Raw genomic sequence first — 23,911 nt, forward strand, 5'->3', positions numbered from 1 at the left:
GCCGTCCATTCCACGCTGGACCGCGACATCAGGTTGACCGGAGGGAAGAATCGATGGAGATACGGGAAGCGGCGGTGGGAGCGGCGTACCGGTGGCGCTGGGCGGCGCTGGCCGTCCTGCTGGCCGCCGAGGCGATGAACCTGCTGGACGCCACGATCGTGCAGGTCGCCGCGCCGGTCATCCACGCCGACCTCGGCGGTGCCGAGTCCGGCATGCAGTGGTTCAGCGCGGCCTACACCCTGCCGTTCGCCGTGCTGCTGATCATGGGCGGCCGGCTGGGCGACATGGCCGGGCGCAGGCGCATGTTCGCGGTCGGGGTGGCGGGCTTCAGCCTCGCGTCGCTGTGCTGCGCGCTGGTGCCCGACGCCACGGCGTTGATCGCCGCGCGGGCCGTCCAGGGCTCCGCCGCCGCATTGATCATCCCGCAGACGATCGGGCTGATCCGCGCCATGTTCGACGGCGCCGAACTGGCCGGGGCGATGGGGAGCATCGGGCCGGTCATGGGACTGGCCGCGATCTGTGGACCGGTGCTGGGAGCGGTACTCACGCACGCCGACCTGTTCGGCTCGTCGTGGCGGGCGGTGTTCCTCGTCAACGTCCCGCTCGCCGCCGCCGTGCTGGCCGCGGTTCCGCTCCTGCGCGAGGACAGGGCGGCGGTGCGGCCGCGCCTGGACCTGCCCGGCACGGTGCTGGCGATCGCCGGGGCCGGGCTGGTCGTCTACCCCCTGATCCAGGGTGGCACCGCGGGCCTGTCGGCCGGCGGCCGGACGGCGATGGCCGCCGGGGTCGTCGTCCTGGTGGTGTTCGGCCTCCAGCAGCGGTACGGAACCCGGCGCGGCGGTCGGCCGCTGGTCGAGCCGAGCCTGTTCCGTGACCGGGGCTTCCCCGCCGCGCTGGCGACCTCGACGTTGTTCTTCGCGGTGATGAACGGGCTGATGCTCGTTGTCGTGGTGCAGGTGCAGGTCGGTCTGGGCGACGACGTTCTCACGGCCGGGCTCACGCTGCTGCCGTGGTCGTGCGGCATGGCGATCTCCTCCTGGGTCTCGGGGACGCGTCTGGTGCCCCGCCATGGATCGCGCATGATGTTCGTCGGGGTGGCCGTCATGCTCGCCGGGCTCCTGTCCGCGATCGCCGTCTACGCCGGTGCGCGGCCGGGGGCGTACCCCTGGCCGCTGCCGTGCGCGCTGGCGCTGTGCGGTGTCGGGAACGGGCTGTTCACGGTTCCGTTCTTCACCACCGCCCTCACGCGGGTACGCCCGCACGAGACCGGGTCGGCTGCGGGCCTACTCAACGCCGTGCAGCAGTTCGGCGGCACCCTGGGCATCGCGCTGCTCGGGACGGTCTTCTTCCACTCCCTGGCCACCGGCACGCGCGCGGGCGGCACGCCCGGCACCGCGTCGCTGCACGCCGCCGGGCTCGTGTTCTGGCTCGCGGCCGGGCTGCTCGCGGCGGCGGGTGTCACCGCCGCGCTGATGCGCACGCGTGAGGCGGCCTCGGAGTCGGCCGAACCCGCTCACGCATGACGAAGGCCCCCGCCTCCTCCGGAGGAGGCGGGGGCCGTTCCCAAGACCTCAGCGGCCGTTGAACGCGTCACGCAGGCGGGAGAAGAAGCCCTGCTGGCCCGGGGAGAACTTTCCCGGCGGGCGCTCCTCGCCGCGCAGGCCGGCCAGCTTGCGCAGCAGCTCCTCCTGCTCCTCATCGAGCTTGGTGGGCGTCTCGATGTTCACGTGGATCATCAGGTCGCCGCGGCCGTTCTCGTTGAGGTGCTTGATGCCCCGGCCGTACATCGGGATGACCTGGCCGGACTGGGTGCCGGGCCGGAGGTCGATCTCTTCGGGGCCGTCCAGGGTCTCGACCGTCAGCGACGTGCCGAGCGCGGCCGCCGTCATCGGGATCTGGACGGTGCAGTGCAGGTCGTCGCCCTCCCGTTCGAAGATCGGGTGCGGGCGCTCGACGATCTCGAGGAACAGGTCGCCGGCCGGGCCGCCACCGGGTCCGACCTCGCCCTCACCGGCGAGCTGGATGTGGGTGCCGTTCTCGACGCCGGCGGGGATGCGCACCTTGATCGTCCGGCGGGTGCGGACCCGTCCGTCGCCGGAGCACTCCGGGCACGGCGTACGGATCATGGTGCCGTAGCCGCCGCACTGCGGGCAGGCGCGGGAGGTCATCACCTGGCCGAGGAACGAGCGGGTGACCTGCTGCACCTCGCCCCGGCCGTGGCACATGTCACACGTCTCGGGGTGCGTGCCCTGGGCCGTACCCGCGCCCGAGCAGTTGTCGCACACGACCGCGGTGTCGACCGTGAGCTCCCTCGTGGTGCCGAACGCCGTCTCGGCGAGGTCCAGCTCCACGCGCACGGTGCCGTTGCGGCCCCGGCGGGCCCGGCTGCGCGGTCCTCGCTGGGTGGCGTTCCCGAAGAACGCGTCCATGATGTCGCTGAACGGGAAGCCGGCGCCGAAGCCGCCCGCTCCCGCGCCGGCGCCGCCGGCGGCGAACGGGTCGGCGCCCAGGTCGTACATCTCGCGCTTCTTCGGGTCGGAGAGCACCTCGTACGCCTGGGTGATCTCCTTGAACCGGTCCTGGGTGGCCGGATCGGGGTTCACGTCCGGGTGCAGCTCGCGCGCGAGCCTCCGGTATGCCTTCTTGATCTCGTCCGCGCCGGCGTCACGGCGCACCCCGAGGGTCGCGTAGTAGTCGTTCGCCACTTACGACCCCGCCAGAATCTGACCGACGTAACGTGCCACTGCGCGTACTGCTCCCATCGTCCCGGGGTAGTCCATCCGCGTCGGACCGAGCACGCCGAGCCGGGCCACGGCCTGGTCGCCCGCGCCGTATCCGGTGGCGACCACCGAGGTCGTGCGCAGGCCCTCGTGCGGGTTCTCGGTGCCGATCCGCACGGTGAGGCTGGAGGGGTCCCCCGCCTCGCCGAGCAGTCGCATCAGGACGACCTGTTCTTCCAGGGCCTCCAGCACGTCGCGGAGGCTCTGGGACAAGTCGGCGCGCGCGAGGTTCGCCGCGCCGCCGATGATTATCTTCTCTTCGTGCTTCTCCACGAGACTCTCGAGGAGAACCGACAGCACCGTCGCGGCCAGGGGCCGCTCGCCGACCGGCACCTGCTCCGTCAGGTCGGCGAGGACGTCGGGGACGTCGGTGAGCCAGCACCCGTCGAGGCGGGCGTTGAGCAGCGCACGCAGGTGCGCGATCGCCTCGTCCGGGACGTCCTCGTGCGTCTCGATGGCCCGCTGCTCGACACGGCCGGTGTTGGTGATGACCACGAGCAGCAGCCGCTGGGTCGCGATCGGCACCAGCTCGACGTGCCGCACCGACGACCGCGTCAGCGAGGGGTACTGCACGACGGCGACCTGCCGCGTCAGCTGCGCCAGCAGCCGGACCGTGCGGCTCACGACGTCGTCGAGGTCGTAGGCGTTGGCGAGGAACGTCTCGATGGCGCGCCGCTCGGCCGCGGACAGCGGCTTGATCGTGGACAGCCGGTCGACGAACAGCCGGTATCCCTTGTCGGTCGGCACACGCCCCGCGCTCGTGTGGGGCTGGGCGATGTAGCCCTGCTCCTCCAACACGGCCATGTCATTGCGGATCGTGGCCGGCGAGACGCCGAGGTTGTGCCGATCGACCAGTGCCTTGGAACCCACCGGTTCGTGGGTGGACACGTAATCTTCAACGATGGCTCGCAGCACGGCCAGCTTTCGATCGTCGAGCACGCACTCACCTCCCGTGTCCGCAGCCCTTCAATCTGGCACTCTTCTCCTCTGAGTGCCAAGTGTACGGCTCGGCGGCACGCAGGAGGAGACGGCGGTGGATCACGTTCTCGCGTCGGGCGTGGCAGAGTCACTGGTGTGACCTGGCACGAAGTTGCGGAACGCTGTTTTCAACGCCGTTATTCCGACTTCGACGTGACCGTGGGGGTCATCGTCGGGGCGGCCGGCGCCGTCGTCATCGACACCCGCGCGAGTGTCGCACAGGGCGTGCGCCTGCGCGACGACCTTCGCCTGCTCGGCGTCGAGAACCCCATCGTCGTCAACACCCACGGCCACTTCGACCATTGCTTCGGCAACGCCGCGTTCGCCGGGGAGCGCTGGGGACACGCGTCACTGCCCGGCTACCTCGCGCGGACCGCGCGGCCGATGCTGGCGCGTGAGTTCCCCGGGTGGGCGGAGAAGGTCGAGACCGACCTCCTGCTCGCGCCGGACCGGCTCGTCACCGACCGCGCCGAACTCGACCTGGGCGACCGTGTCGTCGAGCTGCGGCACTTCGGCCGGGGCCACACCGACGGCGACCTCGTCGTGTGGGCGTCCGACGCGCGGTGCATGTTCGCCGGCGACCTTGTCGAGCAGTCCGGCCCTCCGGCGTACGGCGCCGACTCCTTCCCGCTCGAGTGGCCGGCCACTCTCGCGGCGCTGCTGCGGACCGTGGACGGCGTGCTCGTGCCCGGCCACGGCGCGCCCGTGGATCCGGGCTTCGCCGCCCGGCAGCGGGAGGAGATCGACCTGGTGGCCCGCCGGATCGGGGAGACGCACGACGCGGGACTGGACGTCGAGGAGGCCCTGGCGGCGGGCGACTGGCCGTATCCCGCCGAAACGCTGCGGGACGCGGTGCGGCGCGGCCACGACCACCTGGACCGGCGACCCGGCCCGGACGACCGGCCCACCCCCGGCTGAGCCGCCCCGGGCCCGGTTCGCCGTCCGCCCGACCGGGCGGGCCCGGACCCTGATGGACGGTCCCCCGACCGGGCCGCCCTGGACCCGGAACGCCGCCCGCCCCGCCGAACCGACCCGGACCCGGATTGGCGGCCGCCCGATGGGGCCGCCCTCGACCCGGAGCACCGTTCACCGGAGCGAACCGACCCGGACCCGGCGGTGGGCGCGCGGCCGGCTGACCCGCTCGCCCCCGGACCGGTACGGTGCGACGCGTGGGGAGCAAAGACTATGGACGCGACGTTCTGTCCGGCGACTGGCGCCGCCCGCGGAAGGGCCAGATCCCCGAGGTCGCCGCCGAGCCCGGTCTGGTCGCCGAGGATCCGGCGAGCGGGTTCTGCGGCGCCGTCGTCGCCTGCGAGAAGGACGCGGTGACCCTGGAGGACCGGTTCGGCAAGCGCCGGGTGTTCCCGCTGGCCAAGGCGGGGTTCCTCATCGACGGCAAGCCGGTGACGCTCGTCCGTCCCGTACGGGCGCCGGGCCGGGCGCGGTCGGCCTCCGGCTCGATCGCCGTGCCGAACCTGCGGGCGCGGGTCGCGCGGGAGAGCCGGATCTACGTCGAGGGCCGCCACGACGCCGAGCTCGTCGAGAAGATCTGGGGGCACGACCTGCGGGTCGAAGGCGTCGTCGTCGAGTACCTCGAGGGCGTCGACCACCTTCCGGACATCGTCGAGGAGTTCGGCCCGGGACCGGAGCGGCGGCTGGGCGTGCTCGTCGACCATCTCGTGGCCGGATCCAAGGAGAGCCGCATCGCCGACCAGGTCTCCTCGCCGTACGTGCTCGTCACCGGCCACCCCTTCATCGACATCTGGGAGGCCGTCAAGCCCTCGGTGCTCGGCATCCCGGGATGGCCGCGGATCCCGCGTGGTACTCCGTGGAAGGAGGGCGTCATCGCCGCACTCGGATGGAAGGGCGAGCCGGGCGAGGTGTGGCAGGCGATCCTCGGCCGGGTCCGCGCCTACATCGATCTCGAGCCCGAGCTGCTCGGCCGGGTCGAGGAGCTGATCGACTTCGTCACCGTGCCGAACCAGGGGTGAGGTCGGCGCAACCAATCTCCGGCGGCGTACGTCTCATAGACTGCCGACCTCTTCGGTCACCGACCGCTATTTCTCGATGTTCCGCCGGAAGGGACACCAACATGACCTATGGCCAGCAACCGGGCTATGGACGCCCTGGCCTCGGCGGTCCGGGTTACGGCCCCGGGCCGGGAGGCCAGGCGTACGGGCCCGGCCATGGAGGCCAGGGCCATGGACGGCCCGCGGTCCGGGGCCACGGGCCGTCGCCGCACGCCCAGCCCGGATACGCCCCGGGCGGGTACGACCAGGGCGCGTACGGCTACCAGCAGCAGCCGTACGGCGCGCCCCCCCAGCAGCACGCCCTTCCGGCCGCGGGACACGGCCCGCCCCAGCCCGCGAAGCGGCGCCGCGAGCCGACGCCGACCGGCGGACCTGTCACGGACGAGGACGAGAGGTGGGCCGTTCCCGCCTACGTGGGGATGTTCGTGGCCTGGTTCATCGCGCCGGCGATCGTCTACCTCGCCAAGGGCCGCTCCTCGCGGTTCGCGCGGTTCCACGCCGTCCAGGCGCTCAACCTGTCCATCGCCATGACCGCGTGCAACCTCGTCGCCTTCGCGGTGACGTACTTCGTCGGCATGACCGGGCTGCTCATCACGCTGGCGGTGATCGCCATCGAGTTCTTCTGCGTCGTGAAGGCGGCGATCGGCGCGAACCGCTGCGAGTGGTACCGCCTGCCCTCGATCGCCGCCTGGCCGATCCTCCGGTAGGGCCGCGCATGAGCGAACCCCAGGATCCCCGGCCCGGTTTCGAGCCCCCGGACCCCAAACCCGGATTCGAGCCGCCGGATCCGGGTCCGTACGACATGGCGCCCGGCGGGCCGTGGCCGGGACCGTACGCGCACCCCCACGGCGCCCCGCCCGGCGGGCCGCCCCACGACGGCGCACCACACCAGCCGCCGCCCTATGGCGGCCCGCAGACACCGCCGGGGACGTACGGGCAGCCGCCGGCCTACGGACGGCCCTACGGCGGACCGCCACAGCCTCTTCCATACGGCGGCCCGCCGAACCCGCCCGGTCCGCCGTACGGCGGGCCTCCCGTCCCGTACGGCTACGGGCCTCCGTTCCCCGCCCCGGGGATCACGGCGGCCGACGACACGACGTGGGCGATCCTCGCCTACGTCGGGCAGTTCGCGATCGGGTTCGTCGCGCCGCTGATCGTCTACCTGTCCCGTAAGGACCGGTCTCCGTTCGTCCGCCACCACGGCGCGCAAGCACTGAACCTTGCACTCACCAGCCTGATCCTGACGTTCGGCTCGATCCTGTTGATCGTCGTCACGTTCGGATTCGGCGCGATCCTCGTCCTCCCGGCGCTCCTGGTGTACGGCGTTGCGCACCTGATCTATCTGATCCTCGCCGCCGTACGGGCCGGCAAGGCCCAGCCGTACGTCATCCCGAGGTGGCTGTGCTGGCCGATGGTCAAGTGATCGAGGCCCCTCAGGGGGTCAGGTCACGGACGACCGCGTCGGCCAGCAGGCGTCCGCGCAGGGTCAGCACCGCGCGTCCCGCGTCGTACGCCTCCGGGACCAGCAGCCCGTCCGCGACCGCGCCGCGGACGGCGGCATCGTCCAGCAGGTTCAGCGGGCAGCCCTCGGCCAGCCGCAGCTCCAGCATGACGCGTTCGAACCGGCGGTCGGCGGCGTCGAGGATCTCCCGGGCGTGGGCCGGAGTGGTGCCGGCCGTGAGCCGGGCGGCGTACGCGGCGGGATGCTTGACGTTCCACCAGCGGGTGCCGCCGACGTGGCTGTGCGCGCCGGGACCGATCCCCCACCAGTCGCCGCCGGTCCAGTACAGCAGGTTGTGGCGGCAGCGGGACTCTTCGTCCGCCGCCCAGTTGGAGATCTCGTACCAGCGCAGGCCCTGGCCGCCGAGCGCCTGCTCGGCGGCGAGGTAACGGTCGGCCATGGCGTCGTCGTCCGGGGCGGCCACCTCTCCGCGCCGGACCTGGGCGGCCAGCCGGGTGCCCTCCTCGACGATCAGGGCGTACGCCGAGACGTGGTCGGGGCCGGCCTCCAGCGCGGCGTCCAGGCTGGCCCGCCAGTCGGCGTCGCTCTCCCCCGGCGCGCCGTAGATCAGGTCGAGGTTGACGTGGTCGAACCCGGCCTCCCGGGCCCACCGGACGCACTGCTGCGGCCTGCCCGCGGTGTGCGTACGGTCCAGGACGGCCAGCACGTGCTCACGAGAGCTCTGCATACCGAACGACATGCGGGTGAAGCCCGCCTCCCGGAGGCGTGCGAGGTAGCCCGCATCGACCGTCTCGGGATTGGCCTCGGTCGTCACCTCGGCGTCCGCCGCCAGCCCGAACTCCTTGTCGATCGCGTCGAGGATCCGGCCCAGGTCGTCGGCGGGCAGCAGGGTGGGCGTGCCGCCTCCGACGAAAACGGTCTGGACGGGCAGGTCGGCGTCGCCGAGCACGCGGCGGGCGAGGCGGATCTCGGTGATCGCCGTGTCGGCGTACGCCTCGCGTGACGCGCCCCGCAGTTCGGTGGCCGTGTAGGTGTTGAAGTCGCAGTAGCCGCAGCGGGTGACGCAGAAGGGCACGTGCACGTAGAAGCCGAACGGACGGTCACCGAGCCCGTCGAGGGCGCTCCCGGGCAGTGCGCCGTCGCTCGGGACCGGATCGCCGTCGGGCAGAGTGGAGGGCACCCGTCAAGTCTGCCGTCATCGGACGGATGCCCGGAACGGGGGCTCGGCGGTGTCAGAGCACGGCGGCCAGGTCCCGCCACTGGTCCCGGGGCAGCCCGCTCCCGTCGTCGGTGAGGACCTGCAGCGCGGCGTGGTCGGCGCCCGCCTCGCGGTGCGCGGCGACCCGTCGCCGCACCGCCTCGAGGTCCCCCCACGCCACGGTCGCGTCGATCAGCCGATCACTGCCGCCCTCGGCGAAGTCGTCCTCGGTGAAGCCGAGTCGCAGCAGGTTGTTGGTGTAGTTGGGCAGCCGCAGATACACGTCCAGGTGCCGCCGGGCGATGGCGCGCGCCCGGTCGGGGTCGGTCTCGAGCACCACCTTGACCTCCGGGGCGAGCAGGCGGTCCGGGCCGAGGATCTCCCGTGCCCTCACCGTGTGCTCGGGGGTCACGAGGTACGGGTGGGCGCCTGCCGCGTGGTCCCGGGACAGCTTCAGCATGCGCGGGCCGAGCGCGGCCAGGACGCGCTCCGAGGGCGGCGCCCCGGCGGCGTCGAGACGATGGAGATACCCCTCCATCGCCGAGTAGGGCTTCTGGTAGCCCTTGACGAAGCCGGCATGGCTCGCGCCCAGACCGAGCAGGAACCGGCCGGGATGCGCCGCCGACACGGCCTTCTGCCGCGCCGCGACGTCGGCCGCGTCGTACTCCCAGATGTTGAGGATCCCGGTCGCGACGACGATCCGGGAGGTCGCCTCCAGCAACGGCACGGCGTGGTGCACGCCGGCATTTCCGCCGAGCCAGATCGCGCCGTACCCGAGCTCTTCCAACTCGGCCGCCGCCTCGCGGATCCGGCCCGCGGCGCTCCGCTCGTCGTTCCGGAGCTCGATGCTAAAGATCCCCACCCGGCCGACGTCCACCATCGTCTCTCCCCCTCGGTCTCGGCTACTCAGGGTGAGAATGCCCCGACGGAGGCGATCCGAAGAGCCGCCCGGTGGAGGCGATCCTCGGACGCGGTTACTTCTTCTTGTCCGCGGCCGAGCCGGTCGACAGCGCGGCGACGAAGGCCTCCTGCGGGACGTCGACCCGGCCGATCGTCTTCATCCGCTTCTTGCCTTCCTTCTGCTTCTCCAGCAGCTTGCGCTTACGGGAGATGTCACCGCCGTAGCACTTGGCGAGGACGTCCTTGCGGATGGCGCGGATGTTCTCCCGGGCGATGATCCGCGCGCCGATCGCCGCCTGGATCGGGACCTCGAACTGCTGGCGCGGGATGAGCTCCTTGAGCTTGGCCGTCATCATCAGGCCGTACTCGCGCGACTTGTCCTTGTGCACGATCTGGCTGAAGGCGTCGACCGACTCGCCCTGCAGCAGGATATCGACCTTGACGAGATCGGACTCCTGCTCGCCGCTGGGTTCGTAGTCGAGTGAGGCGTACCCGCGGGTCCGCGACTTCAGCTGGTCGAAGAAGTCGAAGATGATCTCGCCGAGGGGCATCGTGTAGCGGATCTCGACGCGGTCCTCCGACAGGTAGTCCATGCCGAGCAGCACGCCGCGCCGGCTCTGGCACAGCTCCATGATCGCGCCGATGTGGTCGCTCGGCGACAGGATCGTCGCCCTCACGATCGGCTCGTACACCGCGGCGATCTTGCCCTCGGGGAACTCGCTCGGGTTGGTGACCCGGTGCTCCTGCCCGGTCTCCATGGCCACGCGGTAGACGACGTTCGGCGCGGTGGAGATCAGCGACAGGTTGAACTCCCGTTCCAGCCGCTCGCGCACGATCTCCATGTGCAGCAGGCCGAGGAATCCGCAGCGGAACCCGAAACCGAGCGCCAGGGACGTCTCCGGCTCGTAGATCAGCGCGGCGTCGTTCAGCTGGAGCTTGTCGAGGGCGTCGCGCAGCTCCGGGTAGTCGTCGCCGTCCACCGGGTACAGGCCGGAGAAGACCATCGGCTTCGGATCCTGGTAGCCGCCGAGCGGCTTCACCGCCGCGCCGGACACGCTCGTCACCGTGTCGCCCACGCGGGCCTGGCGGACGTCCTTCACCCCCGTGATGAGGTAGCCCACCTCGCCGACGCCGAGACCGGTGACCGGTTTGGGCTCCGGCGAGATCACCCCCACCTCGAGGGTGTCGTGTGCGGCCTTCGTGGACATCATCATGCTCTTCTCGCGCCGGGACAGATGCCCGTCGATCACCCGGACGTACGTCACGACACCGCGGTAGGTGTCGTACACCGAGTCGAAGATCAGCGCGCGGGGCGGTCCGTCCGGGTCGCCCACGGGCGCCGGTACGGTCGCGACGATGTTGTCGAGCAGTTCCTCGACGCCCTCGCCCGTCTTGCCGGAGACGCGCAGCACCTCGGACGGGTCACAGCCGATGATGCCGGCCAGCTCGTCGGCGTACTTGTCCGGCTGCGCGGCGGGCAGGTCGATCTTGTTGAGCACCGGGATGATGTGCAGGTCCGCCTCGAGCGCCATGTAGAGATTGGCCAGCGTCTGCGCCTCGATGCCCTGCGCCGCGTCGACGAGCAGCACGGCCCCCTCGCACGCCGCCAGCGACCGCGACACCTCGTACGAGAAGTCGACGTGGCCGGGCGTGTCGATCAGATTGAGGACGTGGTCCTTCCACGGCAGGCGCACGGCCTGGCTCTTGATGGTGATGCCGCGCTCGCGCTCGATGTCCATCCGGTCGAGATATTGGGCGCGCATCTGACGCTCTTCGACCACGCCAGTGAACTGCAGCATGCGGTCGGCGAGGGTCGACTTGCCATGGTCGATGTGCGCGATGATGCAGAAGTTGCGGATCACCGCGGGATCGGTCTGGTTCGGTACGAGCGGCACCGGGTTCCTCAAGAAGTGACGGATCTTGCGTCTTCCATGGTCCCATGCCCCGCGCCATGCTCCCGCCGCGCGGCTCCCGTCCGCGCGGACGGACGCCGAACCGACCCGGCCGACCGGGTCGGTTTTGGTAGCGGCCGGTGAGGTTGGTAGTCTGTTCCACTGCGTGTGGGCGCGACAGGTCCCGCGCCCCCATCCCATCGACCTAAGACCTGAGGCTTCTTTCGTGGCGAACATCAAGTCCCAGATCAAGCGGAACAAGCAGAACGAGAAGGCTCGCCTGCGCAACAAGGCGGTCAAGTCCGAGCTCAAGACCGCGATCCGCAAGTTCCGTGAGGCCGCCGAGTCCGGTGACTCCGAGGCCACCCTGACCGAGCTGCGCAACGCGACCCGCAAGCTCGACAAGGCCGCCAGCAAGGGCGTCATCCACAAGAACCAGGCCGCCAACCGCAAGTCGGCGATCGCCAAGCGCGCCGCCGCCCTGCAGGCCAAGTAAGGCCCGCTGACGCGTCGCACGCCGCGCCTGTTCGACCGGGCGCGGCGTTGGCATGCCCTCGTACGGCCGGGGCGTCGTTGTGCTCCCGTACGACGGCGGACGCGGTCACATGTTCGTCGGCGTCATCGCATGCTCGACGTCGGCCCAGGTCGGCGTGGCCCGTACCCAGTCGGGTGGCGGAGAGCCCTGCGGGCCGAACAGGTACAGGTACGGCACCAGGTCCCGCAGCGCGGTGTGCACGCCGAGCCGATCGTCGATCATGTGGGTGATGCCGAGTTCCGCGCAGTGGACGGCCTTGTCGGCGCGTCTGCGGCAGAAGCGCACGTTGCCGCGCGGTATGCCCGTACGCCGGTAGAAGTCGTGGTGGTCGAGCCACTGCAGGGTGCGTCGCTGGACGCGCTCCCCGCACTTGGAGATCACCCAGGCCCGGCCGCCGAATAGCGCGACGAGGCGTGGCAGGACGTCGAACACCCCGGGTGTCGCCGGCGTGCGCATCGCCTCCTCCGGGCCGCCGTCGAGGAAGACGGTGTCCTCCTCTCCTGATTCCGCCGCGCCTCCCTGGATGACCCTCCCGAAGTCGACGCCGAGACGCGGCTCTTCGATTCTGTTCATGGAGGCAGGGTGGAGCACGCGGCAAGCAGGAGGAAAGGGATTTATCGCCGGGCCGTTCCCCGTTCCCGGCCGAGGGAGGACCGGCAGTACGGCCACGGCCGGCCGAACTCCGCCAAGGCCCTGTTCGCTCCGCCGACGGTCTGATCGGCCGCTGGAACACTCCGGTGCCGACGGAGGATGCCGCCTGCGGCGCGGTCAGCGCCCGGCGCGCGCGGCGACGATCTGGGCGATCGCCTTCTCCAGCGCGTACGCCGGATCGGCACCGCCGCCCTTGACCTGGGCGTCGGTCTCGGCGACGACCTGCAGCGCACGCGCCACCCCGGCCGGCTCCCAGCCGCGCAGCTGCGCACGCACCCGGTCGACCTTCCAGGGCGGCATTCCGAGCTCCTTGGCCAGCCCGGCCCCGCGCAGGCCGCGCGGTGCGCCGCCCACCTTGGCGAGAGACCGCACTCCCTGGGCGAGCGCACTCGTGATCAGCACCGGGGCGACGCCTGTGGCCAGCGCCCAGCGGAGCTGTTCGAGTGCCTCGGCGAGCTTCCCCTCCACCGCCCGGTCGGCGACGTTGAACCCGCTGACCTCCGCGCGTCCCCGGTGATAGCGAGCGACCGCCTCGTCGTTGATCCTGCCGCCGGTGTCGGCGACCAGCTGACTGCACGCGCTGGCCAGCTCCCGCAGATCGGTGCCGACCGCGTCGAGGAGAGTACGCGCGGCGTCCTCGCCGATGCTCCCGCCGGCGCGGCGCACCTCGGCGCGGACGAAGCTCATGCGGTCACCCGGCCTCGTGATCTTCTGGCAGGTGACCTTGCGGGCACCCGCCTTGGTGAGCGCGTCGAGCAGGGCCTTGCCCTTGGCGCCGCCCGCGTGCACGACGACCAGGTCGATGTCGTCGGCGGGATGGGCGGCATAGCGTCCGATCTCGGCGACCAGGTCCTTGCCGAAGTCCTGCGCCGCGCGGAGCACGACGACACGCCCGCCGCCGAACAGCGACGGCGAGGTCAGCTCCGCCAGCGCGCCCGGCGCGAGCGTGGCGGGGGTCAGCTCCTGAACCTCGACGTCCGGTTCGCGGGCACGGGCGGCCGCGACGACGTCGCCGATCGCCCGGTCCGCGAGTAGTTCCTCGTCGCCGACGACCAGGGTGAGACGTTCGGAAGACACGCATGCAGCATGCCATGCCCGGCACCACGGTGGCCCCGCCGAGCGCCGGATCCGGGCGGCGTCCTGGCCCGGAAAGGGGACGGCGTGGCGGCGTGGGGCCTGTGCGGATCCCGACCGTCCGCCGATTCCCCCGCGGGTCTACCGGTCCGGGTCGCCCCAGCGGCTCGGACGGAAGGCCACGGCGCGCAGGTCGCCGATGTCGTCGTTCTTGGGATCCTTCGGCAGGCCCATCAGCCGGGCGAGGGTCCGCCAGGTCAGCGGGTGGGCCTCCTGGTAGGCGACCAGCACGGCCCGGCGCTCCTCGTCCGGCAGGAAGCGATGCTCCGGTTCGGTGAGGCGGAGATGCCCGATCCTGATCTCCAGGGCGCGGCCCACCCGGAGGTTCTTGACCCAGTCGGCGCGGTTTCCCCAGCCCGAGAAGACGATGACCTCACCGGTCTCGTGGTCGAGCCGCGCCACTTCCAGGACCGTCTCCCGACGGAGTCCGCTCAGCCGGCCCTGGTGCGCCAGATAGAGGAATCGCTTCCCCAACAGGAAGCCGAGATCGTGATGGTAGAACCACAGGGGCGTACGCACGACACGGAGCAGGAACCCGTGCGGACGGGGAGCACTGGAGATTCCTCGGGGCATTGTCCAATGATGCCGTGATCACGACGAGTGAGCCATCGGCGGGGCCCATCCGCGCGCACCCGACGCCGTCGCCGGCGTCGCCGACCGGGACGTCGATGGGTCCTGACGCGACGGGCTCCCTCACGCGAGGCCGTCCGCCTGGGCCGCGCCATTTTCCGGTGAGGTCCGGTGTGATCCGGACGACAGCCGGGAATCCCCGGATTCCACGGCGGGTTGTTCGAGGGTGGCCGAACTTCGAGAACTTCCCCTGTCCGTCCTCGACCTCGTTCCGGTGAGCTCGGAAACGACGCCGGGGGCCGCACTGCGGGCCAGCATCGGCCTGGCCCGCGCGGTGGAACGCCTGGGCTACCACCGGCTGTGGGTCGCCGAACACCACAACATGCCGGGCATCGCGAGTTCCTCACCTCCCGTGCTGATCGCGCACCTGGCGGAGGCGACGTCGACCCTGCGGGTCGGCTCGGGCGGGGTGATGCTGCCCAACCACGCGCCGTTGGTCGTCGCGGAGCAGTTCGGCATGCTCGAGGCGCTGCACCCCGGCCGCATCGACCTCGGCATCGGCCGGGCGCCCGGAACCGACCAGGCCACCGCCTACGCGCTGCGGCGGACCGCCGACCTGGACGTCGAGGACTTCCCCCGCCACCTGGCCGAGCTGAGGGCCTTCCTCGATGGTTCGTCGCCGCGGATCAGGGCGGTGCCCGCCGGAGAGAACCCGCCGGAGATCTGGCTGCTGGGATCGAGCGGCTTCAGCGCACAACTCGCGGGGACGCTCGGGCTGCCCTTCGCGTTCGCCCACCACTTCAGCGCGCGGTTCACCGAGCCCGCGCTCGAGCTGTACCGCTCGACGTTCCAGCCGTCGGAATCCATGTCCCGGCCCCACGTCATGGTCACCGCCGCCGTCGTCTGCGCCGAGACGGACGAGGAGGCCGAACGGCTGGCCGCCCCGATGGGTCTGTCGATGCTGCGCCTGCGGGCCGGCAAGCCGGGCCTGTTGCCGACGCCGGATGAGGCGCTGGCGTATCCGTACACCCCGCAGGAGCGCGAGGCCATCGGCATGATCACCGAGTCGCACGTGGTCGGCGGCCCGGAGACGGTTCGCAAGGGACTCCTCGAACTCCTCGACCGCACCCGCCCGGACGAACTGATGATCTCCACGAACGTCGGTGACCCGGCCGCGCGCCTGCGGTCGTACGAACTGGTCAAGGAGGCCCTCAACACGGACTGATCGCCGGTCCTGACCGCCCTTTGACGTCGCGCGACCCGGGGCCACGGACCTAATCCGATCAGGCCCGTGGCCCCTTTGCCACATGAGACCGAAGACGGCAGCGTCTTCCCACGGAACTTCGACGCGCACGATCTCTGGGCGATCAACCAGGCGGTCTGACGCCGCCGCGAAGGCGACTCGCCGGTGACGGCCCGCTCCCGCGAACGGCCCATGCACGCTCGCGCGGCAGGACATGAGCCGCACGACCCCGTCATCCGGATCCCGGCCGGCGGGTGACGACAGCGGGGCCGTCGCGGGAGCCGATGACGGCGACGTCACCGTCGCGGTCCGTGCGGTAACTCCGCAGACCGAGGCGCGCCAGCAGGGCCATCGTCGTCGGTGCCGGATGACCGTAGTCGTTGTCCGCCCCGACCGAGGTGATGGCGATGCGCGCGTGCGCGGCGGCCAGGAAGTCGGGGGCCTGGTGGGACGATCCGTGATGGGGGACCTTCAGAACGTCGACACGGGGCGTCCCGGCGGCCAGCAGTCTCCGCTGCGCCTCGATCTCGACGTCTCCGCAGAGTAGCGCGCTCAGGCCCGGCCAGCGGGCGAGGAGCACCACGCTGGCGTCGTTGACCTGTGTTCCGGGGTCGCGGGTCGACACGCGCAGGGTGGTCAGCGGGCCGATGACGCCGAGTGTCAGGGGCCCGACCGTCCAGACGTCACCCACACCCGCCGGACGGACCTGTCTCCCGGCGAGCGGACGACGTTCCTCCCCCTCACTGTCCGGGCTGATCACGGTCTCGCCGACGGCGCGGCCGTGCAGGACGCCTCGCACGCCGGCCACGTGGTCGGCGTGCGGATGGGTCAGTACGAGCAGCGGCACGGCATGGATCCCAAGAGCGCTGAGGCAGCGGTCGATCGGCCGGGGATCGGGACCGGCGTCAACGACCACGGCCCGGCCGGGCCCGGCGGCGAGCACCAGCCCGTCGCCCTGGCCGACGTCGCAGGCCACGAACAGCCACCCGCGGGGCGGCCACCCCGGTGCGCAGACGTGGACGGTGACGACCGCCAGGGCGACGCCGGCGAGAGCGGCGGCTGCGACCCGGCGCGTCCCCGGCCGGCGCAGGATGAGCACGCCCACCACGAACACCGCCGTCAGCAGCGCCGCCCCGGCAGGCCCCGCCGGCCAGGGAACCGCCGCGTAGGGCGCGCGGGCGCACAGCCGTGCGACTCCGGTGATCCAGCCGACCGCCAGCCCGGCCGGGACGACGATCACCCGGGCCGCGGACAGGGACATCGGCGCGACGGCGGCGGCCAGTACGCCGAGCAGGGTCGCGGGCCCCACCGCCGGAGCGGCGAGGAGATTGGCGGGCACGGCGACGAGGCTGACGTCGCCATCGAGCAGGACGAGGATGGGGGCGCACGCCACGTGGGCCGCTGCGGACACCGCCAGTGGCTCGGCCAGCGCGCCGGCCAATCGGCGGGGTATCCGCCCGGGCACGCGCCCGGGCAGTCGGCGGGCCAGGCGCTGCCGCCAGGGCGGTCCGAGCACGAGGATGCCGGCGGTCGCCAGCGCTGACAGCGCGAAGCCGTACGAACGGGCGAGTCCGGGGTCGAGCAGGACCAGCACGAGGATGGCCGCGCAGAGTGCCGGGACCCCACGGCGCTCCCGGCCGGAGACCACCGCGAGCAGGGCGACGGAGCCCATGGCGGCGGCGCGAAGGACGCTGGGTGACGGACGCGCGACGAGGACGAACCCGAAGACCGTCGCCCCGGCGAGCGACGGGACCGCGCGGCGGCCAAGGCCCGCGAGGCGGCCGACCATCAGGACGGCGCCGATCAGCAGGGAGAGGTTCTCGCCGCTGACCGCCATGAGATGCGTGAGCCCGGACTCCTTGAACGCGTCCGCGAGGTCGGGGTCCAGCAGCGACGTGTCGCCGTCCACCAGCCCGGGCAGGACGCCGCGCTGGTCGGCCGGCAGCCGACCCGCCGCCGCTCGCAAGCGGGACCGGATCGTGCTCGCCCACCGCTGCGGGAGCGACGGCCGGCCGAGGACCGCCGGCGGCCCGCGGACCAGGCCGACCGCGGCGAGCAACTCACCGCGCCGCGGAGTGACGAGCCGCGCGGTGAGGCGGACACGCTGGCTCGGCACCAGGGGTCTCCACGCCGCGTCGTCCGCGAGCAGGAGCACCGGCACACGGACCCGCAACCGTCCCGCCGCCGCTCGCGCCGGCTCCACCTCTTCCACCCCCGGCGGCACGAGCACGGTCTCGCGCCGACGCGCCGGCCCGGCCTTCAGCACCATCGGGTCCCCGGTCACCACGACGCCGAGCCGCACCGTGGCCCCCTTGGCCGCCAGCGCCCGCACCGGCCCGGTCCCCACCGCGGTCAGCCGGAACCCGACCCCCGCCGCCGAGGCCGCGACGCACACCAGTGCGCCCGCCAGCATTCGCCGCATGGCCGGGCCCTGCCGCCGCCCGGCGGCACGGCCTCCGGCCGAACGCCCAGCCGTCGCGCACTCCTCGGTCGACCCCTCCCCCGTCCCGATCAAACGCCCCTCGGCCGACCCCTCCCCTGTCCCGGTCAAACGCCCCTCGGCCGCCCACTCCTCCGTCCCTGCCACGCGCTCCTCGGCCCGACACCCGGCCATCCCGGTCGCACGTGGCTCGGCCGAACGCTGAGGGGCGGCGGCCGGTGCGGCGGTGACGCCCGTTGGCTCTCGGTCCGAGCGGACTGCCAGGACCACCGCTCCGATGAGAGACGCGACGGCGGCCGCGTACGCCGCCGCGGCGCCCAGGCCGAGCAGCGCCAGCGCGGCCAGCCAGGCGCCCGCCGCCGGTGCGGCCAGCCGCAGGTCGTGTCCTTCGCCCACCGAAGAGCCACCCTCAGGCACATCGCCCACCGAAGACCCACCCTGAGGCGCACGGTCTGACGGTCTGCCCTCGGACACGCCATCCGTCGAAGGCTCGCCCGCATGCGCATCGCCCAGGGGGGCGCTCTCAGGCACACCGCCCACCAAGGGCACGGCTTCGGGCACGTCCTGTTGTCGCGGACCCGGGTCGGAGACAAGGGGTCGGCCGCGCGGGGGTGCTGATCGGATACCCGGTCGGGCTGATCGACGTGCAGGGAACGGTCGCCGCCGTCGCCGCGCTCACACGGTCACCAGACCTTTCAGGTCACCGAACTTGGCGGCCCCGATGCCCGACACCTGTCGTAACTCGTCGACGGAGCGGAATCCGCCGTGCTGGGTGCGGTAGTCGACGATGCGCTGGGCGAGCACGGGGCCGACGCCCGGCAGCTGGTCGAGTTGGGCGGCGCCGGCGGTGTTCAGGTCGAGCGGCGCTCCTGTGGGCGTCGCCGCGCCCGGCGGTGCACCCGGCGGGAGGGCGGCCGCAGGAGTGGCGTCGACTCCCACGAGGATCTGCTCGCCGTCCACCACACGGCGGGCCAGGTTGAGCGTGCCGGTCCCGGCACCGGGCCGGACCCCGCCGGCGGCCTTGATCGCGTCGATCACCCGGGCGCCGGCCGGCAGGCTCACCACGCCCGGATGCCGCACCTTGCCGGCGACGTCGACCAGCACCGGCGACGACGAGGTGGCGGGCGTGACCGGCATGGCGGGTCTCGGCGCCGACACGTCCATCGGAGCGGCTCGGTGTGCGGCAGGGCTGACGATGGCGGGCGTGACCGGCCGGGGCTCCGGGCGTGACCACCAGAGGTACGCGCCCGACACGAGCACCGCGAGGAGGCCGACGGCCGCCAGCACCCGTATCCCCGGGGTGCCCGGATCGATCCGTATCCGTCTCCCGGGTGCCTGGGGCGAGACCCGTAACGCGGCTCCCGGTGGCTCCGAGCCCGCGTCGTCGTCGGGTCCGAACGACTGGGGCGGACGGAAGACGTCGCGGAGCCGGTCGAAGGGGGCGGCATCGAAGCTGGGCATGTCGCCGACGCTAATGGAGCCGTTGCACCCGGCGACGAGCCCCGTGCGGATTGTGGATAACTCACGCCTCGCGGCGGGAGACGACGACGCCGAGCATGCCGGGGCCGACATGCGCTCCGATGACCGGCCCCACCTCCCCGACGTGCAGGTCGTGCAGCTGGGGGACGCGTTCACGCAGGTGACCGGCGAGGGCGGCGGCCCGTACGGGCGCGGCCAGGTGCTGGACGGCGACGTCCACGGGCCGGTCGCCGGCCAGCTCGACGGCCAGTTCCTCCAGTCTCGCGAGGGCTCGCGAGGTGGTGCGGATCTTCTCCAGCGGCGCGATGCGGCCATCGGAGATGCGCAGCAGCGGCTTGATCATCAGGGCGGAGCCCAGGAGGGTCGCCGCCGCGCCGATCCGGCCACCCCGGCGCAGATGCTCGAGCGTGTCGACGTAGAAGAGAGAGCGGGTCGCCCGGATGCGGCGAACCGCGGCATCAGCCACGTCGTCGAGATCGCCGCCGCCCACCGCCGCCCGGGCCGCGGCCAGGACCGAGAAGCCGAGCCCCATACCGAGGGACCGGCTGTCCACCACGCGCACCGGGATCGCCGCCTCTTTCGCGGCGAGCCGGGCCGACTCGACGGTTCCCGACATCTCCGCCGACAGATGGACGGACACCACCCCGGCGGCCCCCGATTCGGCCGCCTCCCGGTACACGGCGGCGAAGCTCTCCGGCGACGGCCGGGACGTGGTGACGGGACGCCAGTCACGGAAGCCGTGAGCGGCCTCCACCGCCGTACGACCCCGGCCCTCCTCGTACGTCTCCCCGCCGACACCGACCTGCAGGGGCACCACCGTGACGCCGTGCGCCGCGACCACCTCGTCGGGCAGGTAGGCGGTGGAATCAGTGACGACCGCGACCGGTGCTGTCATACCGGGAGTGTAGGGCGGTCGGCGGCATCGGCGGCCGAACCGGACGCCAGCGCGTCGGTCCCCGCGAAAGAGCCCGATTCGAGCCGAACCTCCAGCGAATCACGTACGTTCGGCGGACCGCTCACCGCCGCCGGCGCGAGGAGAAACCGCCTCGGTGTCCTCTTCCGAGCCGGAGGCCGAGACCAGGGCGGGCCCCTGGACGCGGGCGGCCGGGGACCTTCGACCCGCGATGAAGTAGAGGATGATGACGGCGTTGAGCGCCAGGGAGCCGACCGGGCTGACGAACGCGAGCAACCCGGCGAGGAGATAGCTCACCGGCCCCACCAGCGATCGGCGGCGCGCCTCACGCGCGAACTCGCGCGCCCCCGGATGCAGCAAGTGCGGCCGGGCGTACAGGTGGTTCCACAGCAGCGTGAACCAGACGGCCGTCACCATGACCGACGCCGAGTAGAACACGGCGGCCGGTACGGCGTCGTGACCGGTGAGGTGATTGCCCAGCGTCGCGGTCGGCAGCGGCAGGTAGGCCAGGGTCGCCAGCATGCCCAGGTTCAGGAAGAGCAGGCCACGATCGACCCGTCGCACCTGATGGAACATGTTGTGATGGTGGATCCACGCGATGCCGATCACCAGGAAGCTGACGGCGTACACCGCGAGGGCCGGCCACTCGTGGCGCAGCGCCGGCCACACCTCTTCCTCGGCGGTCGGAGGCTTCACCTCGAGGATGAGGAGCGTGGCGGCGATCGCGATCACGCCGTCGCTGAAGGCCGCCAGCCGCCCCGGGGCGATCGCCTCGGGCATCTCCTCGGTCTCATGCACGGGATCGGACACGACAGGCGACTCCAGCCGATAGGAAGGTGCAGCCGCATCGTACGCGGAGTCGTCCGGACAGGAGGCCCGGTAAAGTCGCGGACTCGACCGGCGAACCGCAGTTCATCCATTCGTGGATTCCGTTCACCGCGATGCCCCATCGGCCTCCCCCGCCGCGGGATCGTCTCCATGGTGTTGACGAGTTCCAAATCGTGAGTCATGGAGAGTTTGGACGGCCCGGGAACCGGAGAACCCATTCAGTGATCTAATTCCGGCGGGAGCAGTGCCGGCCTTGCGATCGGAGTCCCATGAGCGAGAACCGCATCGACATGCTGTTGAACGGCTCGTCCGACCGTACGACCTCCTCTTCCGTCGCATCCGCCACCCAGCACGGCACGGCCTTACAGGCCGGGACGACGCCCGACCCGTACACCGTCCCGAGCGGCGCGCAGGCGACCTCGGGACAGGTTCCCTCGGACTCCGACGCGCAGGTGTTCGTGGACGGGCACGAGGTCGCGGCGGGCGACGACGGCCTCAACGTCGACGTCATGGCCGACGGTTCCTCCAAGGTGACGCACTCCGAGAGCGGCGACTCCGGCTCCGACGGTGGCGGCGGGAACGGCACCGACTCCCACGGTCACCCGAACGACGCCGGCGGTCAGCAGGGCGGGGAACACCCATGGTCGGACCAAGCGCAGAACACCGGCGGCTCGTCCAATGACAACGTCGCGGTCGGGACGCCCGAGACCGGGCACGGTCGGAGCCCTTCCGACGCCGGACACGGCCAGCAGCCTCAGCACGTGAAGGGTGACGGCGCGAACGCCGCCCAGGCGGACATCTCCGAACACGGATTCGGAAAGAACGCCCCCCACGTCTTCACCACCAAGAACGCCGACGGCAGCCTCGACATCCTGATCCGCAAGGGTCCCCACAACCCGCATGACATCCGCGTCCACGTCGATCCGGGAAAGCACGTCACGATCGACGTCTCACCCGGCAAACACGGGGATGTGAAGGTCAAGGTCGACAAGGCCAAGCCGGGTGACGGGAAGTCCGACGGCGGTCAGGGCGCCGGGGCCAAGGACGGCAAGGACGGGCAGGGGAAGGACAAGGACGGCCTGCCGAAGACGCCCTCGGGCGGTGGGGGCAGCCCGTCCGGGGGCGGTGGAAGCCCGTCCGGCGGAGGCGGGGGCACCCCCACTGGCGGTTACCCCCGTACCGGCAACCCTCCGGGCCGCTCGGACGGCGGGCAGCGCAACGGCGACCCCGAGGCGATCAAGAAACTCGGTGACGACATCGACCGCCAGGCCGGCGGGACCATGGACAGCGCCCACGAGAAGGCGTCCGCCATCAACGTGAGCTACCCGGCGTTCGGCGTGCTCGGGTTTCCGCTGAACATGGCGCACAACTCCGTACGGGACAGCGCGGCCAACTACGTGAAGCAGGGCCGGACGATGCTCACGAACTGGCAGCAGACACTGGGCACGAACGCCAAGACGTGGCAGCAGGGCGAGGACGCGAGCACCGTCACGAATCAGTGACGGCCGACTCGGTCGTACGAGGGGAGCAACGATATGAGCGTGTTAGAAGCGGGCAAGTGGATGTGCATGGCGGCGATCGCCGAGGCGATGTACGCCGCGTGCATCATCCCCGGAGCCTGGCCGACCGTCGCGGCGATCGGTCTGGCGTATTCGGACCCCGGCCAGATGGACAACGCGGGCAACGACTGGAAGGCGACCGCCGGGCAGATGAACGAGGTGGCCACCCAGCTCGACCGCCTCGCCAAGTCGGTGCCCGAGGACAAGTGGCAGGAGGGCGGCCGCGAGTCGTTCCAGAAGGCGCTGGACAAGTACAAAGAGGAACTGGGGAAGGTCCACCAGTTCACCGATGACGTCGGCGGGATGCTGAAGATCGCCGGGTACGCGTTCTTCGCCTTCGCGGTGCTCGCCTTCGCCATCGGGACGATGCTCGCGGTGTGGGCGACCAGCATCCTGGCGGCTTCCTGGACCATCGTCGGTGGCGCCGCGCTGGAGGCCGCGGGCAATGCCGTCGCCGGCGTCTGCGACACCATCCTGTCGGCGGCCTGCGTCAGCCTGAAGACCGCGATGATGGTGACGGCCGGCATCATCGCCGCCGGCATGGGCGTCTACATGTACTCCCAGTCGAAGGCCGCGAACCCGACGGGGAGCGGACCGGTCACCTTCCAGCAGGCGAGCATCATGCCGACGACCCCGAACGTGTCGATCCCGCAGACCTCCTGAGCGTCGACCTAATGAGCGCGAGCAGGCCCGGCGCCAGGTCGGTCATGACCTCCCGGTACCGGGCCGGCCGCGACTCCCGGTGCCGGGCGGGTGCTCACAACCCGAGCCGTTTGCGGACGGCGTCGAGCTCGCCCATGACGTCCTGCATCGTACGGTCGTAGGCGGCCTGGGCCTCCTTGGCCTTGGCGACGGCGGCGTCCCGGTCGCCGAGGAGGTTCATCGGGTTGTCCTTCTCGCCGAAGACGCTGCCCATGACCTCCCCCACCTGCCGCTGCAGGTCCTGAGCCGCCTCCTGGACCGTCGACCTGATGGTGGCCGCGAGTTCCTTGGCCCCCATGCGCAGGGCGCGTGGATCGATCTCGAGATCGATCAGCCCACCGGTGGTGGTGTAGGCCGCCTTGATGCGGCCCTCGGCCGCCTCCGCCCGCCCCACGAGATCGGCCATCCGGTCCTGCATCTCCTGCATGCGGGACATCCGCTCCTGCGCCCCGCTGAGCAGCTTGTCGACATCGATGTTGGCGAAATCCCCGAAGCCCTCCACGGCTTCCCCCTCCGTATCAGCGTCGGCTGCCGATTATCGCGCCAAACGCCGACCTGTCGCCAGAGAGCGGGCGGAGTCCAGGCCCAGCGCACGCGGGCGGCGATCATCGCCGCGC

Annotated in this window: 22 protein-coding genes; 9 read left to right on the plus strand and 13 right to left on the minus strand. The window is 71.7% G+C overall.

Annotation, left to right across the window (positions count from 1 at the left end; all coding sequences use genetic code 11):
• Nucleotides 1-53: 53 nt before the first annotated feature.
• Nucleotides 54-1,523, plus strand: coding sequence for an MFS transporter (locus NE236_RS15200; RefSeq protein WP_252842614.1), 1,470 nt, complete (start codon nt 54-56; stop codon nt 1,521-1,523).
• A gap of 48 nt (nt 1,524-1,571) precedes the next feature.
• Here NE236_RS15200 and dnaJ read toward each other — a convergent pair whose 3' ends face one another.
• A complete protein-coding gene (gene dnaJ, locus NE236_RS15205; protein WP_252842615.1) occupies nt 1,572-2,705 on the minus strand; it encodes a molecular chaperone DnaJ in 1,134 nt (377 codons plus the stop codon).
• A complete protein-coding gene (hrcA, locus tag NE236_RS15210) occupies nt 2,706-3,719 on the minus strand; it encodes a heat-inducible transcriptional repressor HrcA (protein WP_252842616.1) in 1,014 nt (337 codons plus the stop codon).
• Nucleotides 3,720-3,854: 135 nt separating this feature from the next.
• On the opposite strand from hrcA, the gene NE236_RS15215 reads away from it, so the two are divergent.
• The 4 genes from NE236_RS15215 to NE236_RS15235 all read left to right on the plus strand — a co-directional run bounded on the left by NE236_RS15215 (nt 3,855) and on the right by NE236_RS15235 (nt 7,211).
• Nucleotides 3,855-4,676 (plus strand): MBL fold metallo-hydrolase, encoded by an 822-nt coding sequence (locus tag NE236_RS15215; RefSeq protein WP_252842617.1) that lies wholly within the window; start codon nt 3,855-3,857, stop codon nt 4,674-4,676.
• A gap of 251 nt (nt 4,677-4,927) precedes the next feature.
• Complete coding sequence (locus tag NE236_RS15225; protein ID WP_252842618.1) at nt 4,928-5,749, plus strand: DUF3097 domain-containing protein; 822 nt, start codon at nt 4,928-4,930, stop codon at nt 5,747-5,749.
• Between the two features lie 101 nt (nt 5,750-5,850).
• Entirely contained in the window at nt 5,851-6,495 is a 645-nt protein-coding gene (locus NE236_RS15230) for a DUF4870 domain-containing protein (protein WP_252842619.1), read from the plus strand.
• An 8-nt stretch (nt 6,496-6,503) separates the two neighbouring features.
• The gene (locus NE236_RS15235) at nt 6,504-7,211 is read left to right on the plus strand and encodes a DUF4870 domain-containing protein (protein ID WP_252842620.1); all 708 of its coding nucleotides are present in this window, start codon (nt 6,504-6,506) and stop codon (nt 7,209-7,211) included.
• Between the two features lie 10 nt (nt 7,212-7,221).
• Here the strand turns inward: NE236_RS15235 and hemW are convergent, their stop codons facing one another.
• From hemW to lepA, 3 genes are all read right to left on the minus strand, one after another.
• Nucleotides 7,222-8,430, minus strand: coding sequence for a radical SAM family heme chaperone HemW (gene hemW / locus NE236_RS15240; RefSeq protein WP_252842621.1), 1,209 nt, complete (start codon nt 8,428-8,430; stop codon nt 7,222-7,224).
• 52 nt (nt 8,431-8,482) lie between these two features.
• A complete protein-coding gene (locus NE236_RS15245) occupies nt 8,483-9,328 on the minus strand; it encodes an LLM class F420-dependent oxidoreductase (RefSeq protein ID WP_252842622.1) in 846 nt (281 codons plus the stop codon).
• Between the two features lie 94 nt (nt 9,329-9,422).
• Nucleotides 9,423-11,243 (minus strand): translation elongation factor 4, encoded by a 1,821-nt coding sequence (gene lepA / locus NE236_RS15250; RefSeq protein WP_252842623.1) that lies wholly within the window; start codon nt 11,241-11,243, stop codon nt 9,423-9,425.
• Between the two features lie 223 nt (nt 11,244-11,466).
• Between lepA and rpsT the strand changes: the two genes are divergently transcribed.
• Nucleotides 11,467-11,736 (plus strand): 30S ribosomal protein S20, encoded by a 270-nt coding sequence (gene rpsT / locus NE236_RS15255; protein WP_252842624.1) that lies wholly within the window; start codon nt 11,467-11,469, stop codon nt 11,734-11,736.
• A 105-nt stretch (nt 11,737-11,841) separates the two neighbouring features.
• On the opposite strand, the gene NE236_RS15260 is transcribed toward rpsT, so the two are convergent.
• The 3 genes from NE236_RS15260 to NE236_RS15270 all read right to left on the minus strand — a co-directional run bounded on the left by NE236_RS15260 (nt 11,842) and on the right by NE236_RS15270 (nt 14,133).
• Nucleotides 11,842-12,348 (minus strand): hypothetical protein, encoded by a 507-nt coding sequence (locus tag NE236_RS15260; RefSeq protein ID WP_252842625.1) that lies wholly within the window; start codon nt 12,346-12,348, stop codon nt 11,842-11,844.
• A 195-nt stretch (nt 12,349-12,543) separates the two neighbouring features.
• Entirely contained in the window at nt 12,544-13,503 is a 960-nt protein-coding gene (holA, locus tag NE236_RS15265) for a DNA polymerase III subunit delta (RefSeq protein ID WP_252842626.1), read from the minus strand.
• A 138-nt stretch (nt 13,504-13,641) separates the two neighbouring features.
• A complete protein-coding gene (locus NE236_RS15270; RefSeq protein ID WP_252842627.1) occupies nt 13,642-14,133 on the minus strand; it encodes a PNPOx family protein in 492 nt (163 codons plus the stop codon).
• Between the two features lie 223 nt (nt 14,134-14,356).
• Between NE236_RS15270 and NE236_RS15275 the strand changes: the two genes are divergently transcribed.
• Nucleotides 14,357-15,355 (plus strand): LLM class flavin-dependent oxidoreductase, encoded by a 999-nt coding sequence (locus NE236_RS15275; RefSeq protein ID WP_252842628.1) that lies wholly within the window; start codon nt 14,357-14,359, stop codon nt 15,353-15,355.
• Nucleotides 15,356-15,605: 250 nt separating this feature from the next.
• Here the strand turns inward: NE236_RS15275 and NE236_RS15280 are convergent, their stop codons facing one another.
• The 4 genes from NE236_RS15280 to NE236_RS15295 all read right to left on the minus strand — a co-directional run bounded on the left by NE236_RS15280 (nt 15,606) and on the right by NE236_RS15295 (nt 21,015).
• Nucleotides 15,606-18,209, minus strand: a complete 2,604-nt coding sequence (locus tag NE236_RS15280; protein WP_308209099.1) for a ComEC/Rec2 family competence protein — start codon at nt 18,207-18,209, stop codon at nt 15,606-15,608.
• Nucleotides 18,210-18,488: 279 nt separating this feature from the next.
• Complete coding sequence (locus NE236_RS15285; RefSeq protein ID WP_252842629.1) at nt 18,489-19,274, minus strand: ComEA family DNA-binding protein; 786 nt, start codon at nt 19,272-19,274, stop codon at nt 18,489-18,491.
• Between the two features lie 61 nt (nt 19,275-19,335).
• Nucleotides 19,336-20,187, minus strand: coding sequence for a DegV family protein (locus tag NE236_RS15290; protein WP_252842630.1), 852 nt, complete (start codon nt 20,185-20,187; stop codon nt 19,336-19,338).
• Between the two features lie 99 nt (nt 20,188-20,286).
• Nucleotides 20,287-21,015 carry a TMEM175 family protein gene (locus NE236_RS15295; protein ID WP_252842631.1) on the minus strand — a complete coding sequence of 243 codons (729 nt, stop codon included), beginning with the start codon at nt 21,013-21,015 and terminating at the stop codon, nt 20,287-20,289.
• A gap of 287 nt (nt 21,016-21,302) precedes the next feature.
• On the opposite strand from NE236_RS15295, the gene NE236_RS15300 reads away from it, so the two are divergent.
• Both NE236_RS15300 and NE236_RS15305 read left to right on the plus strand, forming a co-directional pair.
• Nucleotides 21,303-22,535 (plus strand): hypothetical protein, encoded by a 1,233-nt coding sequence (locus NE236_RS15300; RefSeq protein WP_252842632.1) that lies wholly within the window; start codon nt 21,303-21,305, stop codon nt 22,533-22,535.
• A 33-nt stretch (nt 22,536-22,568) separates the two neighbouring features.
• The gene (locus NE236_RS15305) at nt 22,569-23,255 is read left to right on the plus strand and encodes a WXG100 family type VII secretion target (RefSeq protein WP_252842633.1); all 687 of its coding nucleotides are present in this window, start codon (nt 22,569-22,571) and stop codon (nt 23,253-23,255) included.
• 94 nt (nt 23,256-23,349) lie between these two features.
• Here the strand turns inward: NE236_RS15305 and NE236_RS15310 are convergent, their stop codons facing one another.
• Nucleotides 23,350-23,796 (minus strand): YbaB/EbfC family nucleoid-associated protein, encoded by a 447-nt coding sequence (locus NE236_RS15310; protein ID WP_252842634.1) that lies wholly within the window; start codon nt 23,794-23,796, stop codon nt 23,350-23,352.
• Nucleotides 23,797-23,911 lie beyond the last annotated feature (115 nt).

The sequence above is a fragment of the Actinoallomurus purpureus genome (assembly GCF_024055795.1).
In the GTDB taxonomy this organism is placed as follows: Bacteria; Actinomycetota; Actinomycetes; order Streptosporangiales; family Streptosporangiaceae; genus Actinoallomurus; species Actinoallomurus purpureus.

What these genes read in the sequence shown, in the direction of transcription:
- NE236_RS15200 (WP_252842614.1), top strand. Translation starts at nt 54, where the DNA reads ATGGAGATACGGGAAGCGGCGGTGGGAGCGGCGTACCGGTGGCGCTGG.
- NE236_RS15230 (WP_252842619.1), top strand. Translation starts at nt 5,851, where the DNA reads ATGACCTATGGCCAGCAACCGGGCTATGGACGCCCTGGCCTCGGCGGT.
- NE236_RS15235 (WP_252842620.1), top strand. Translation starts at nt 6,504, where the DNA reads ATGAGCGAACCCCAGGATCCCCGGCCCGGTTTCGAGCCCCCGGACCCC.
- NE236_RS15245 (WP_252842622.1), bottom strand. Translation starts at nt 9,328, where the DNA reads ATGGTGGACGTCGGCCGGGTGGGGATCTTTAGCATCGAGCTCCGGAAC.
- NE236_RS15260 (WP_252842625.1), bottom strand. Translation starts at nt 12,348, where the DNA reads ATGAACAGAATCGAAGAGCCGCGTCTCGGCGTCGACTTCGGGAGGGTC.
- NE236_RS15270 (WP_252842627.1), bottom strand. Translation starts at nt 14,133, where the DNA reads ATGCCCCGAGGAATCTCCAGTGCTCCCCGTCCGCACGGGTTCCTGCTC.
- NE236_RS15285 (WP_252842629.1), bottom strand. Translation starts at nt 19,274, where the DNA reads ATGCCCAGCTTCGATGCCGCCCCCTTCGACCGGCTCCGCGACGTCTTC.
- NE236_RS15290 (WP_252842630.1), bottom strand. Translation starts at nt 20,187, where the DNA reads ATGACAGCACCGGTCGCGGTCGTCACTGATTCCACCGCCTACCTGCCC.
- NE236_RS15300 (WP_252842632.1), top strand. Translation starts at nt 21,303, where the DNA reads ATGAGCGAGAACCGCATCGACATGCTGTTGAACGGCTCGTCCGACCGT.
- NE236_RS15305 (WP_252842633.1), top strand. Translation starts at nt 22,569, where the DNA reads ATGAGCGTGTTAGAAGCGGGCAAGTGGATGTGCATGGCGGCGATCGCC.